Source organism: Martinezella sp. CNPSo 3964 (assembly GCF_057784375.1).
Genome location: NZ_JBXSOW010000001.1, coordinates 1,051,249 through 1,064,902 on the forward strand (window position 1 = coordinate 1,051,249; position 13,654 = coordinate 1,064,902).

Genomic DNA, 13,654 nt, shown 5'->3' on the forward strand with positions numbered 1-13,654 from the left:
GCCTCCGCCCGGCGCTGATCCGACGCGCCTTGCGCAAACGCGAAAACCACGCGGCTGATCCGACGCAAAAAGACCGGCCGCCGTCGCTTCGTTCCACTACCCTCTCAATCGATCACTCAGGCAATTTTGCGACCAAAGGAATTCTAGACCGTGGACTACATTTCAACGCGGGGAGAAGCCCCTGCCCTTGGCTTCTGCGACGCCCTCCTGGCCGGCCTTGCTCGTGATGGCGGGCTTTATGTTCCCCGTGAATGGCCTGTCCTGACGAAAAAGGAAATCCGCGGCTTTCGCGGCAAGAGCTATCAGGATGTCGCTTTCGCCGTGCTTTCGCCCTTCACCAATGGCGAGATCCCAGCCGATGTCTTCCGCGGCATGATTGACGATGCCTATGCCACCTTCCGGCATCCGGCGGTCGCGCCGCTCGTCCAGACCGGGCCGAACAGCTTCGTCACGGAGCTTTTTCACGGCACGACGCTCGCCTTCAAGGATGTCGCCATGCAGCTGCTGGCGAGACTGATGGACTATGCGCTGGAAAAGCGCGGCCAGCGCGCCACCATCGTCGGCGCCACCTCAGGCGATACCGGCGGCGCAGCTATCGACGCCTTTGCCGGCCGCGAACGCACCGACATCTTCATCCTCTTTCCGCATGAAAAGGTCTCGCCGGTGCAGCAGCGGCAGATGACCACGTCGACGGCGGCGAACGTTCATGCGCTGGCGATCAAGGGCAATTTCGACGATTGTCAGAACCTCGTCAAAGCCATGTTCAACGACGCCGCCTTCCGCGACAAGGTCAAGCTTTCCGGCGTCAACTCCATCAATTGGGCGCGAATCATGGCGCAGGTGGTCTATTACTTCACCACCGCTGTCGCGCTCGGCGGCCCGGACCGGAAAATCTCCTTCACCGTACCGACAGGCAATTTCGGCGATATTTTCGCCGGCTACGTCGCCAAGCGCATGGGCCTGCCGATCGAGCGGCTCATCATCGCCACCAACGAAAACGATATCCTTGCGCGTATGCTGAAGACCGGCCGTTACGAGATGCGCTCGGTCAAGGCGACCACTTCGCCGTCGATGGATATCCAGATCTCCTCCAACTTCGAACGCCTGCTGTTCGAGGCCAATGGCCGCGATGCCTCCAAGGTGCGCGCCGCCATGGAAAGCCTGAAGCAGTCGAACGGGTTTTCGATCAGCGAAGAGGCCCTGAAGCTCATCAAGAAGGACTTCCGCGCCGGCCGCGCCAGCGAGAAGCAGGTGGCCGAAACAATCCGCAAAACCCTTGCCGATACGGGCTATCTGCTCGATCCGCATACGGCGATCGGCGTCTTCATTGCGGAAAAGAACGAGCGTCCGACGAGCCCGATGGTAACGCTTGCGACCGCACACCCGGCAAAATTCCCCGCCGCAGTAAAATCCGCATCCGGTATTGACCCGGCGCTTCCGACGTGGCTTGCTGGTCTGATGACCAGGGAGGAGCGTTTCGACATTCTCGATCCGGAACTTAAAGCCGTTGAAAGCTTTATCGGCAAGCATACCCGGACCGGCGAATAACAGACGCGGAAAGACAAGCGATGACAGTGGAGTGCACCCGGCTAGCGTCCGGGCTGACAGTAGCGACCCAATCGATGCCACACCTCGAAAGCGTGGCACTCGGCGTTTGGATCAAGTCGGGTTCGCGTAACGAAACTGAAGCAGAACACGGTATCGCGCATCTGCTCGAGCATATGGCATTCAAGGGCACGGCACGGCGCTCGGCCCGGCAGATCGCCGAGGAAATCGAGAATGTCGGCGGCGAAGTCAACGCGGCCACCTCGACTGAAACCACGTCCTACTATGCCCGCGTACTGAAGGACCACGTGCCGCTCGCCGTCGATATCCTGGCCGATATTCTGACGGAATCCGCTTTCGACGAGGAAGAACTGGCGCGCGAAAAGCAGGTCATCCTGCAGGAAATCAATGCCGCGAACGACACGCCCGACGATGTCGTCTTCGACAAGTTTTCCGAAGTCGCCTATCGCGGCCAGACGCTCGGGCGCGCCATTCTCGGCACGCCGGAGACCGTCGTCTCCTTCTCGCCGGAGCAGATCCGCCATTATCTCAGCCGCAACTACACGACCGACCGCATGTTCGTCGTGGCAGCCGGCGCAGTCGACCATGAAAGCTTCGTACGGCAGGTCGAGGAGCGCTTCTCCAGCCTGCCGACCAAACCGTCCGCACCGCCCGTTATCGAACCTGCCCGCTATATCGGCGGCAACATCCGGGAAACACGCGACCTGATGGACGCGCAGATCCTGCTCGGCTTCGAGGGTCGCGCCTATCACACCCGCGATTTCTACTGTTCGCAGATCCTCGCCAATATCCTCGGCGGAGGCATGTCCTCGCGCCTCTTCCAAGAAGTGCGCGAGTTCCGAGGTCTCTGTTATTCGGTCTACGCCTTCCATTGGGGCTTCTCCGATACCGGCATTTTCGGCATCCATGCCGCGACCGGCGGCGAGAACCTGCCGGAGCTGCTGCCCGTTATCGTGAACGAACTTCACAAGTCATCCCATGACATCCAGCAGCAGGAAATCGAGCGCGCCCGCGCCCAGATCCGCGCGCAGTTGCTGATGGGCCAGGAAAGCCCTGCCGCTCGCGCCGGCCAGGTCGCCCGACAGATGATGCTTTATGGCCGCCCCATTCCGAACCAGGAGATGCTGGAGCGCCTGGAAGGCATCACGATCGAACGCCTGACGGATCTTGCCGGCCGGCTGTTCTTCGATACAGTACCGACGCTTTCTGCGATCGGGCCGCTGGAGCAGCTCGCACCGATGGAGGACATCGTCACCTCGCTGTCGTCGCCGGCACCTGCCTCCAGAAGCGCAAGCGGCTAAGGGCACGCCGCGGGCCTATGGGTTCAATTCTCGGGGGAGTGCTTGGCGGCATGCAAAAATCTGTATTTCGGTTTCTCTCACGTCATCCGGACGCGGTTGAACTCGAAAACGACAATTATTTGCTGCGTCTGCCGCGCTATTCCGATTTCAATCAGTGGCACAAGCTTAGGGCGGAAAGCCGGCGCTTTCTCGAACCGTGGGAACCGACCTGGCGGCATGACGAGCTGACCGAGGGCGCTTATCGGGCGCGCATCATCCGCGGAAAGCAGGAGTACAGCTCCGGACAGGCGATACCGCTCTTCATTTTCCTCAGGGAAAACATGACGCTGGTTGGCGGCATCACGATCGGCTATATTCGCCGTGGTGCTGCGCAGAGCTGCATGATCGGATATTGGATGGGCGAGCGCTACTCCGGTCAGGGCCATATGTTCGCCGCACTTCAGTTGGTTATACCCTATATCTTTTCCGGACTTGAGTTGCACCGAATTGAAGCAGCCTGTATTCCGGATAACGAGCGTAGCATGCGGCTTTTGGAAAAAGCCGGTTTCCAGCGGGAAGGTCATTTGCGCGGTTATCTTAAAATCAACGGTCAGTGGCGCGACCATGTGATGTTTTCAAGGTTGGCATCCGATACCAACCCGAACCGAAGCTTCGACCAGCGATGATCGCCGGAGTGATGCAGACGTGGCCGATGGCCCGGCGGCTGTCCGCACTGATCGCAACGCTCGCGGCCGCAATGCTGTTCCTGATCGCCGGATTGGCGAACGCAGCCGAGCCCGTTAAGATTTCACGCGACGATACCGCCCTCGACCTGACGGCGACGACGGAAATCTACACCAACCAGGGCGAGGCCTTTCAGGTCTCAACGGCCGCCGGCGCCGATGGCATCCGCCGCCGCATCGAAGTCCGCTCCACCTCGCCGAACCATCAGGGCGACTGGGCAGTGTTCGCACTCGCCAACGTTTCCGAAGAGCAGCTTGAGCGTGTCATCGTCGCCCCGCATTTCCGCCTGGTGAATTCGAAGGTCTTCTGGCCCGATCTCGGCTCGCAGCGCATCGTCGCGATCACGCCGAGCGAAGGTTTCGCGCTCGATCGACAGCCGAGTGACGAGGCCGACGTTTTCCGCATCACGCTGAACCCCGGTGCCGTCGTCACCTTCGTTGCCGAGCTTTCGTCGCCGAACCTGCCGCAGCTCTATCTTTGGGAACCGAACGCCTACAAGGATACGGTCAACGCCTTCACGCTCTATCGTGGCATCGTGCTCGGCATTGCCGGCCTGCTGGCGGTGTTCCTGACGATCCTTTTCGTGGTCAAGGGAACCTCGATGCTGCCGGCGACGGCAGCGCTTGCCTGGGCGGTACTCGGCTATATCTGCGTCGACTTCGGCTTCCTCGGCAAGCTCATCAGCATAACATCAAGCGACCAGCGAATATGGCGCGCCTGTGCCGAGGTGGCGCTCGCGTCGAGCCTGGTGATCTTCCTGTTCACCTATCTCAACCTCAATCGCTGGCATGCGCATCTCGGCTATGTGACGCTTGCCTGGGTGCTCGGTCTCGCCCTGCTCTTCGGCGTTGCGATCTACGATCCGTCGATTGCAGCCGGCATTGCGCGACTATCGCTGGCGCTGACGGCAACGGCCGGCCTGCTGCTCATCATCTATCTCGGCTTCAGCCGGTATGACCGCGCGATCTTGCTCGTGCCCGCCTGGGCACTGATCCTCGTCTGGCTGTTCGGGGCCTGGATGACGGTCATGGGCAAGCTCGACAATGACATAATCCAGCCGGCGCTCGGCGGCGGCCTCGTGCTCATCGTCCTGCTGATCGGCTTCACCGTCATGCAGCACGCCTTTGCTGGCGGCGCTTTCCAGCAAGGTCTGTTCTCCGATCTGGAACGACAATCCCTGGCGCTGACAGGCTCCGGCGACACCGTCTGGGATTGGGACGTGGCGCGCGACCGTGTCGTGACGACGCCCGATATCTCGATGAAGCTCGGCCTTTCGCCCGGCACCATGCATGGAGCTGCGCGCAACTGGCTGCCGCGGCTGCATCCAGACGATCGCGACCGCTTCCGAGCGACGCTCGACGTGCTCTTGGAGCATCGACGCGGCCGGCTCAATCACGAATTCCGTATTCGTGCTGAAGATGGTCATTTCCACTGGCTGTCGATCCGCGCCCGACCGGTGCTCGGCTCCAACGGCGAGATCATTCGCTGCGTCGGCACGATCGTCGACATCACCGAGCAGAAGAATTCGGTCGAGCGGCTGCTACATGATGCCGTGCACGACAATCTGACAGGATTGCCGAACCGCCAGGTCTTCCTCGATCGTCTGCAGGCCGTTCTCACACTGGCTTCCGATGGAAATCAATTGCGGCCGACGGTGATGGTCATCGACATCGATCGCTACAAGCTCGTCAATGATACGCTCGGCTTCGCGGCGGGAGACAATATTCTCATCGCTTTGACGAGGCGTCTTCGTCGCCTGATGAAGCCGCAGGATACGCTCGCGCGTCTTTCGGGCGACCAGTTCGGCCTTATCCTCGTTTCCGAACGCGATCCCGCCAAGGTCGCGGACTTCGCCGATGCGATCAGCAAGGCGATCATGGTGCCGATCAATTTCGCCAACCGTGAGATCATCCTGACCGCGTCCGTAGGTCTGACATCCTGGGTCGACCAGCAGGAAAATGCTGCGGGTATGCTGAGCGATGCGGAGCTTGCCATGTACCGCGCCAAGCGCGCCGGCGGCAATCGCGTCGAGCCTTTCCAGCCCGCCTTCCGCAGCTTCGGCACCGACCGGCTGCAGCTCGAAACCGATCTGCGCCGTGCCGTCGAACGCAAGGAACTCTCGCTCGTCTATCAGCCGATCGTTCGGCTTGAGGACGCAGAGGTTGCAGGCTTCGAGGCGCTGATGCGGTGGGAGCACCCGAAGCGCGGCAATATTCCGCCATCGGAATTCATTCCGATCGCCGAAGCCTCCGACATCATCGGCCCGCTCGGCATGTTCGCACTGGAGCAGGCGACGAACGATCTGAAGGCGTGGCAACGACAGACCGGTGACCTGCCGCTGTTCGTCTCCATCAATCTTTCCAGCGTGCAGTTGCTCAACAACGAACTTTATGACGATATCCGCGCCCTGCTTGCCAAGACCCATTGCGATCCGCACCGCATCAAGCTGGAGCTGACGGAATCGCAGGTGATGGAGAATCCGGAACAGGCCCGCCTCGTGCTCGACAAGCTGCGAGATGCCGGCATCGGTTTGGCGCTGGACGATTTCGGTACAGGCTATTCTTCGCTCGCCTATCTCACCCGCTTCCCCTTCGATACGATCAAGCTCGACAAGGCTATGGTCCGCGACGATAGCGACAAGAAGGCGGTCCTGCTGCGCTCGGTCATTTCCATGGCGCGCGAACTCAACATGCGCGTCGTTGCCGAGGGCATCGAATCGGAAGAGGACGCGCTGGAGCTCGCCAAGATCGGCTGCAGCTACGGACAGAGCTTCATCTTCGGACCGCCGATGGGATCGGATTCGGTGATACGTCTGTTGAAGGAACGCTTTCCGCTGACGAAGCGCGCCTAACAACAAGATCCACCTCCCCTTGAGGGGGGAGGTCGCGCGGAACGCGCGGGTGGGGGTGACCCCGCTCGGAAATCACCCCACCCCGGAGCGTTGCTCCGACCCTCCCCTTCAAGGGGAGGGTAATGATCGCCGACCGTCAATCACTTCCCTTATGTAGTCGAGCTTCGCGACCACTGGCGGCGAGAGAATGAAAGGATAGGAATCCGGCTGCCCCATGCTGCGCTGGATGGAATTGATCGCCACGCTCAAAGGGATCCATGCGCTGACGAGCTGCTCGGCGCTTTCTGCCTTATAGGGATTGAAGTCCACCTCTGCAGCCATGTCGTGATAGCGAAGCGGATCGATTGCCAGGCCGAATGACCGGGCCGTTTCCAGCGTGTCGACAATGTGGAGATAGTGCGCGAAGCACTCGGCGAAATCCTCCCACGGATGCGCGCTGGCATAGGCGCTAATGAAGCTGTCCTGCCAGTTTGCAGCCGGGCCATTGTCGTAATGAGCCTGAAGTGCGGCGCCGTAGTCCACCCGCTCGTCGCCGAAGACGACGCGAAATGTATCGAACTGCCCACGATCGCGCACAAGCTTGTTCCAGATGAAATGGCCGGTCTCGTGGCGGAAGTGGCCGAGCAAAGTGCGATAGGGCTCGTTCATCGAGGTGCGCGCCTGTTCGCGCGTCACATCGTCGGCCTCGGCCGCGCGGATGGCGATCAGTCCCTCCTCGTGGCCGGTCATGGCCGGGACAACCCTGCCACCCTGCACTTCGTCCTCAAGGAAATCGAACACCAGCCCGCCTTGCGGGTCCTCCGCCCGGTCGGGATGCGGCAGGTTCCAGCGCAACAGAGAATAAAACAGATGCCGTTGCGCCTGTCCGATGCGGCGCCAACGATCTATGCCCTGCTCTGTATCGGTGTTCGGCACCATTCGATTATGGCGGCAGGCAACGCAATAAGATTGCTGATCATCCGCATCGATGAGCCAATTACAGATATCGAGTTCGGCATTGGCGCAGAAACGAACCTGCCGTGTCGGTTCGGAAACCGGATGCCAACTCGCATCATTTTCAGCTTCCAAGGCGTATATCACCAAGCGATCCGGGGCAAAGCCGAGCTGATGTCCGCAGCGGATACATTGCCTGTTGTCGAAATGCACTGGCTGGCCGCAATGGTCGCAGGTGAAAAGCCGCATACCCCCTCGCAAAGGATGATTGCCCCACGTTCAATATTAAAGAGCCTGCCACGTTTCCGTAACAGGCTCTTCCTCCCAACATCGCCACTTCGACGTCAATTCAGACGGAGCAGCGACCATGGACTGACAAAACAGCAGCCGTTCACATCCGGTCGACCGCGCCCTTGACCTTATCCTTGGCCTTGCCAACGGCGGTCTGTACCTTGCCCTTGGCTTCCTGGGCAGCGCCCTTTGCGCGCATTTCCTTGTCGTTGGTTGCCTTGCCGGCCATCTGCTTGGCCTTGCCGGCGATTTCGTTCACCTTGCCGGACACCTTGTCGGTCGTGCTGCTCATGTCTGACGCCTCCTTGGCTGCGACAGCGACATTGCCATCGCTCTGTCAGGACAACGTCATGCGCGCTATTTCGTTCCAAAATAACGCCTATCGGCTCAGCTATGGCCCGCTTGCAGCGACAGCATCGCGGGATTGATGCCCATCAGAGCCAGTGCACGATCATACTTGTTGTCGAGGCTGCGGTCGAAAATCAACTCCTCGTTTGCAGGGCAATTCAGCCAGCCATTATTGCCGATCTCCGCTTCGAGCTGGCCGGCGCCCCAGCCGGCATAGCCGAGCAGCATGGTCGCGCGCTTCGGACCGCTCCCTTTGGAAATGGCCCTGACGATGTCGAGCGTCGCCGTCAGGCTGATGTCATCGCTGACGGGGATGCTGCTGTCGCTGATGTAGTCATCGGAATGCAAAACGAAACCACGGCCGCTTTCGACAGGACCACCGGTCTGGATGGGGAAATCGCGCGCCATCTGCGGAAGCACGATGGCATCGTCGTCCTTGATCATTTCGAGATGTAGAAGGACGTCGGTGAATGTCAGCTTCTGAGCCCGGTTGATGACGAAGCCCATGGCACCGGCATCGGAATGAGCGCAGATATAAACCACAGTCCGATGAAAGTTCCGATCCTCCATACCAGGCATGGCGATCAGGAACTGACCGTCGAGAAAACCTCTTTCGCGTCTATTCTTCAGCGTCGATAGGGACATCGTGCCTCCTGACCGCAGTCCGCAACTGCACCGCCTCATATCAAGATGGGGCAATGTCATAAATCAATCAACTGAAAATGATCATTTACCTCTTAGGCCGTGCTGGCTCCCGGCGACCCAATCCGCTAAATCCTTGTTCCATGATCGAAATAAGTACGACTGCCCGCCTGTCGGCGCTTCTCGCCACCCTCTTTTTCAGCGCCGCAGCGGCCCATGCCGCAACGAGCGAGTGGATAGACAATCAGGGCGGCAGAATGCGTCTGATCGCACTGGCGCCGGACACAGAGGGGCATATCCGCGCCGCCTTGCAGATCGAACCGGAGCCGGGTTGGATCACCTATTGGCGCGAGCCAGGCCAGGGCGGAATTCCGCCGCAAATAACGCCGGCAGCTGGCAGCGGCATAACCGTGGAGAAAACCGGCTACCCGATACCGAAGCCGATCAGCGTCGGCCCCATCAGGGAAATCGGCTACGATGCGCCGGTCACGTTCCCGCTCGATCTTCGCGTCACCGGCAAGGCGCCCGCGAAGCTTGAACTGACGGCTTTCATTGGCCTCTGCAAGGATATCTGCATTCCCTTCCAGGCCGATCTTTCGCTGCCGCTGCCGGCAAACGAACAGCCGACTTCGCATGAGCTGGCTTTGCTCGATGCGGCGAAGGCCGTGCTACCGCAGCCTCCCTCCCCGGACTTCAACGTGCAGAGTCATAAAATCTCCTCCGACACCAAGAGCCTTTCGCTGCAGCTGACACTGCCGGAGCCGAGCGGGAACGTGCCAGACATCTACGTCACGGGTCCGTCGGGCTATGTGTTCTTTCAGCAAGCGAATGCAAAGCGGGACGGGACTACCTTCTCGACCGATATAGTGATCGGCAAACTGCCGAAGGATTATGATCCGAAGGGCAAGGACTGGAGCATTCTGATCGTCGATGGCGATCGGGCGATGGAAACCACCCTTGCGCTCGAATAGGCCGGATCTATAGTTCGCCAACCGTCTTCATCATGCCATCGGCCGCCGTTCGAGCGCCCGACACCACGACCCAAGGAGAGAGCCATGACTATCGCCATCGGTGACAAGCTGCCTGCCGCCACCTTCAAGGAAAAGACCGCCGACGGCCCGGTCGAGATCAGCACCGAGCAGCTGTTTGCCGGCAAGCGCGTCGTGCTCTTCGCCGTGCCCGGCGCGTTTACGCCCACCTGTTCGCTCAATCACCTGCCGGGCTTTCTCGAAAACCGCGACACCATTCTCGGCAAGGGCATCGATGACATCGCCGTCGTCTCCATCAACGACTGGCACGTCATGGGCGCCTGGGCACAATCATCGGGCGGCATGGGCAAGATCCATTTCCTCGCCGACTGGGACGGCGCCTTCACCAAGGCGCTCGGCCTCGATGTCGATCTCTCTGCCGGCGGCCTTGGTATCCGATCCAAGCGCTATTCCATGCTGGTGGAAGACGGCGTGGTGAAAACGCTCAATATCGAGGAAAGCCCAGGCCAGGCGACGGTTTCGGGTGCGGCTGCGATGATCGAGCAGCTTTAAGATTTGATAGATCATGAAAGGCTGGGCTCGCTTTGCACCCAGCCTTTCACCCGGTTGCGGAAGGCCCTCTCAAGCCCTCTCCTTATTCCCTTTGCCTGCTAGTTACGCGGATATAATAGCCATCCGGATCCGCGATACGGAAATCGCGTAGCCCCCATGGCTGCAGCGCAAGCTCCGATACCGGACGGCCGCAGCCTCTGGCGGCGTCATAGGAAGCTTCCAAGTCCTCAACGCTCAGCACGATTTCGACACCGAGGCCCGGTCGTTCGCTATTCGCAACTCGAAGTGGATGGTCAGGTCCGAGGACCTCCCGCTTGTTGACGGAGATGACAGCCTCGCCATTCGAGAGCATCGTGTATTGCTCACTTGTCTCGCCAACCACCTTGAAGTTTAGTGCCCGTCGATAGAATTCTATCGATGCCGTCACATCCGCGACAAACAGCTCAAGCCCTAGCTTCATGACGCACTCTCCTACCCCGTCCCGTAAACTTTGCGCTCGATGTTGCGTGAAGATAGAACTGTCGAGCGCACCATGGCGAGAAGGTGCCAGCGATGTTACCGCTAAATATTCCAGCCTTGTTCACCGCAAATTCCCGGCAACGCATTATCCGCCTCTTTTTCGCCGCATTTCATCGGCTACTACATGTAATGTTATTACATAATTGAAAGCCCCGGAATGCCCTTTGACCGTGATCCCTTTGCGTCGTCCCTCATGGGGCGCTCGGCTCTGATGCGCCTTGCCTATGTGGCCATTGGCATAGCGATACTCTGGGCGGCGATCGGCTGGGCGGTGGCGCTGGCATGAGCGATATCGTCCGCCTCAACAATCTCACCGTCACCTATGAGCGTCATCCGGCCGTGCATCATATCTCGGGCGGCTTTGCCGCCGGCAGTCTGACGGCAATTGCGGGGCCGAATGGTGCCGGCAAGTCCACGCTGCTCAAGGCGATCGTCGGCGAATTGCGGCCAGCCGAAGGATCGATCGATCGTGGCGTGCTGACGCGCAACGATTTCGGCTATCTGCCGCAAGCAGCCGATATCGTCAGACGCTTTCCGATTTCCGTCGCCGACACGGTCATGCTCGGCGTCTGGAAAAATGCCGGCGCCTTCGGCCGGTTTTCGCGCGAGGACGGCGAGCGGGCACGCGAGGCGCTTTCCATCGTCGGCCTCTCCGGCTTCGAGAACAGGCATATCGGCGCGCTTTCGGCCGGGCAGTTCCAGCGCGTGCTCTTCGCAAGGTTGCTACTGCAGGACGCCCGCGTCATCCTGCTCGACGAACCTTTCACCGCCATCGACCAGCGCACGACGCGCGACCTGCTTGACCTCGTGCTGCGATGGAACCGGGAGGGACGCACGGTCATCGCCGTCCTGCACGATTTCGAGCAAGTACGCAGCTATTTCCCCGAAACGCTGCTTGTCGCTCGCGAACTCGTGGGGTGGGGCAAGACGCAGGATATCATGAGCCCCGCCAATCTCATCAAAGCGCGCGCCATGGCCGAGCGCTGGGATGAGGAGGCCGAGACATGCCTGCCGGAAGAACAGCATGATGAAGACGGCCTCGCGAAGCGGGAGCCGGCCGAATGACCGTCTACGATATCTTCCTCGCGCCCTTTGCGGATTATGGTTTCATGCGGCGCGCGCTGATCGCCTGTGTCTGCCTCGGCCTCGGCTCGGGATCAATCGGCGTCTTCCTGATGCTCAGGCGCATGAGCCTGATGGGCGATGCCATGAGCCATGCAGTTCTGCCCGGCGCTGCCATTGGCTATCTTATCGCTGGTTCGCTGTCGCTGACCGCGATGGGGCTTGGCGGCCTCATTGCCGGCCTTTCGGTGGCGCTGCTTTCCGGCCTCGTCAGCCGCACGACCGTGCTGCAGGAGGATGCGAGCTTTGCCAGCTTCTACCTGACCTCGCTGGCGCTCGGCGTTCTCATCGTGTCGTTGCGCGGCTCCAACATCGATCTGCTGCATGTGCTCTTCGGCACCATTCTCGCAATCGATGCGCCTGCCCTCTACCAGATCGGTGCGATCACCACGGTGACGCTGCTTGCGCTCGCCATCATCTACCGGCCGCTCGTCATGGAATGCTTCGATCCGGGTTTCCTGCGCGCCGTCGGCGGGCGCGGGCCGCTCTATCACTTCCTGTTCCTGCTGCTCGTCGTACTCAATCTGGTGGCAAGCTTCCAGGCGCTTGGTACCTTGATGGCCGTCGGCCTGATGATGCTGCCGACGGCTGTGGCGCAGCTCTGGTCGCGCAGCCTGCCCGCCATGATGGCAATCGCCACCGGTACGGCGACGGCTTCAGGCTATATCGGTCTCATCGCCTCCTACCATCTCGAATTCGCCTCAGGCCCGACCATCATCATCACGGCCAGCCTGATCTACGGTTTCTCCATTCTTTTCGCACCCTCGGGCCTTGCCCGGCGGTTCTTCCCCCGTCCCCATCTCCGGGGCTAATCCGAACAAGGAGACTCGCATGAACAAAAAGAGACTGCTTCTCTCTGCGGCAGCAACGGCCTTCGTCGCCTTTGGCGTCGCTGCACCAGCCTCCGCCGAGACGCTCAACGTCGTCGCGTCCTTCACCGTGCTTGCCGATGTCGTCAAGCATGTCGGCGGCGATCATGTGAAGGTATCGAGCCTCGTCGGCCCGAACGGCGACCCCCATGAATTCGAGCCGTCCCCGGCAGATGCCAAGACGCTGAACGCCGCCAAGGTCGTCTTCGTCAGCGGCGAGGGTCTCGAAGGCTGGATGGACCGCCTCATCAGCGCCTCCGGCTACAAAGGAACGCCGATCGTCGCCTCCGAGGGTATCAATACCCGCACCATGGTCGACGATGGCAAGACGGTCACCGACCCGCATGTCTGGAACAGCCCGGTCAATGTGAAGATCTGGGTTGCCAACATCGAGAAAGCCCTGTCCGCTGCCGATCCGGCCGATGCCGCCGACTTCAAGGCCAATGCCGAACGCTATACGAAGGTCCTGACCGAACTCGACACCTATGCGCACAGCAAGTTCGACAAGATCCCGGATGATCGCCGCAAGGTGCTGACAAGCCACGACGCCTTCGGCTATTTCGGCCGCGAATACAAGGTCAGCTTCCTGTCACCACTCGGCGTCTCCACGGAAACGGAAGCATCGGCTGCCGATGTCGCCAAGCTGATCGAGCAGATCAAGACCGAGCATGTGAAGACCTATTTCTTCGAAAACTCGAACGATCCGCGCCTCGTCAAGCAGGTCGCGAAGGCAACCGGCGCCGAGCCCGGCGGCGAGCTCTATGTCGAGGCCCTCTCCAAGTCCAACGGACCGGCTTCGACTTACGAAAAAATGTTCCGTTATAACGTTGACCAGCTTTCCGCAGCTATGGCCAAGTCGAGCTAATCGACCGGAGCCGGTCGCGGATATACCCTCTGCGACCGGCTCCTGGCAGTCATTAGAGCGGTTCAGCTTTTCACAGAATCTCT

14 protein-coding genes are annotated in these 13,654 nt (G+C 60.3%); 10 read left to right on the forward strand and 4 right to left on the reverse strand.

Features of this window, described 5'->3' with window-relative positions; all coding sequences use genetic code 11:
• The first annotated feature begins 150 nt into the window (after window positions 1–150).
• The 4 genes from thrC to AC13Q5_RS05180 are packed head-to-tail and all read left to right on the forward strand — an operon-like array spanning window position 151 to window position 6,441.
• Entirely contained in the window at window positions 151–1,548 is a 1,398-nt protein-coding gene (gene thrC, locus AC13Q5_RS05165; RefSeq protein WP_488501012.1) for a threonine synthase, read from the forward strand.
• 20 nt (window positions 1,549–1,568) lie between these two features.
• Window positions 1,569–2,867 (forward strand): M16 family metallopeptidase, encoded by a 1,299-nt coding sequence (locus AC13Q5_RS05170; protein ID WP_075855513.1) that lies wholly within the window; start codon window positions 1,569–1,571, stop codon window positions 2,865–2,867.
• 50 nt (window positions 2,868–2,917) lie between these two features.
• Complete coding sequence (locus AC13Q5_RS05175) at window positions 2,918–3,532, forward strand: GNAT family N-acetyltransferase (protein WP_075855514.1); 615 nt, start codon at window positions 2,918–2,920, stop codon at window positions 3,530–3,532.
• Window positions 3,529–6,441: an EAL domain-containing protein gene (locus AC13Q5_RS05180; protein ID WP_075855515.1), complete on the forward strand. Its 2,913-nt coding sequence runs from the start codon at window positions 3,529–3,531 to the stop codon at window positions 6,439–6,441. The genes AC13Q5_RS05175 and AC13Q5_RS05180 overlap by 4 nt, the downstream gene beginning before the upstream one ends.
• Window positions 6,442–6,549: 108 nt before the next feature.
• Here AC13Q5_RS05180 and AC13Q5_RS05185 read toward each other — a convergent pair whose 3' ends face one another.
• From AC13Q5_RS05185 to AC13Q5_RS05195, 3 genes are all read right to left on the reverse strand, one after another.
• Window positions 6,550–7,623, reverse strand: coding sequence for a zinc-binding metallopeptidase family protein (locus tag AC13Q5_RS05185; RefSeq protein WP_488501013.1), 1,074 nt, complete (start codon window positions 7,621–7,623; stop codon window positions 6,550–6,552).
• A gap of 142 nt (window positions 7,624–7,765) precedes the next feature.
• Window positions 7,766–7,957 (reverse strand): CsbD family protein, encoded by a 192-nt coding sequence (locus AC13Q5_RS05190; RefSeq protein WP_457879744.1) that lies wholly within the window; start codon window positions 7,955–7,957, stop codon window positions 7,766–7,768.
• A gap of 95 nt (window positions 7,958–8,052) precedes the next feature.
• Window positions 8,053–8,658, reverse strand: coding sequence for a YqgE/AlgH family protein (locus AC13Q5_RS05195; protein WP_075855518.1), 606 nt, complete (start codon window positions 8,656–8,658; stop codon window positions 8,053–8,055).
• Between the two features lie 140 nt (window positions 8,659–8,798).
• Between AC13Q5_RS05195 and AC13Q5_RS05200 the strand changes: the two genes are divergently transcribed.
• Together AC13Q5_RS05200 and AC13Q5_RS05205 are read left to right on the forward strand one after the other, a co-directional pair.
• Window positions 8,799–9,626 (forward strand): protein-disulfide reductase DsbD domain-containing protein, encoded by an 828-nt coding sequence (locus AC13Q5_RS05200; protein ID WP_488501014.1) that lies wholly within the window; start codon window positions 8,799–8,801, stop codon window positions 9,624–9,626.
• A gap of 84 nt (window positions 9,627–9,710) precedes the next feature.
• Window positions 9,711–10,196, forward strand: a complete 486-nt coding sequence (locus tag AC13Q5_RS05205) for a peroxiredoxin (RefSeq protein ID WP_075855520.1) — start codon at window positions 9,711–9,713, stop codon at window positions 10,194–10,196.
• Window positions 10,197–10,278: 82 nt separating this feature from the next.
• Here the strand turns inward: AC13Q5_RS05205 and AC13Q5_RS05210 are convergent, their stop codons facing one another.
• Window positions 10,279–10,656, reverse strand: coding sequence for a VOC family protein (locus AC13Q5_RS05210; protein ID WP_488501015.1), 378 nt, complete (start codon window positions 10,654–10,656; stop codon window positions 10,279–10,281).
• Between the two features lie 216 nt (window positions 10,657–10,872).
• Between AC13Q5_RS05210 and AC13Q5_RS05215 the strand changes: the two genes are divergently transcribed.
• The 4 genes from AC13Q5_RS05215 to AC13Q5_RS05230 are packed head-to-tail and all read left to right on the forward strand — an operon-like array spanning window position 10,873 to window position 13,571.
• Entirely contained in the window at window positions 10,873–11,001 is a 129-nt protein-coding gene (locus AC13Q5_RS05215; RefSeq protein ID WP_488501016.1) for a hypothetical protein, read from the forward strand.
• Window positions 10,998–11,780 carry a metal ABC transporter ATP-binding protein gene (locus AC13Q5_RS05220; RefSeq protein ID WP_488501017.1) on the forward strand — a complete coding sequence of 261 codons (783 nt, stop codon included), beginning with the start codon at window positions 10,998–11,000 and terminating at the stop codon, window positions 11,778–11,780. The genes AC13Q5_RS05215 and AC13Q5_RS05220 overlap by 4 nt, the downstream gene beginning before the upstream one ends.
• Entirely contained in the window at window positions 11,777–12,649 is an 873-nt protein-coding gene (locus AC13Q5_RS05225; RefSeq protein WP_488501018.1) for a metal ABC transporter permease, read from the forward strand. The genes AC13Q5_RS05220 and AC13Q5_RS05225 overlap by 4 nt, the downstream gene beginning before the upstream one ends.
• A 19-nt stretch (window positions 12,650–12,668) precedes the next feature.
• Entirely contained in the window at window positions 12,669–13,571 is a 903-nt protein-coding gene (locus AC13Q5_RS05230) for a metal ABC transporter solute-binding protein, Zn/Mn family (protein WP_488501019.1), read from the forward strand.
• The last annotated feature ends 83 nt before the right edge of the window (window positions 13,572–13,654 follow it).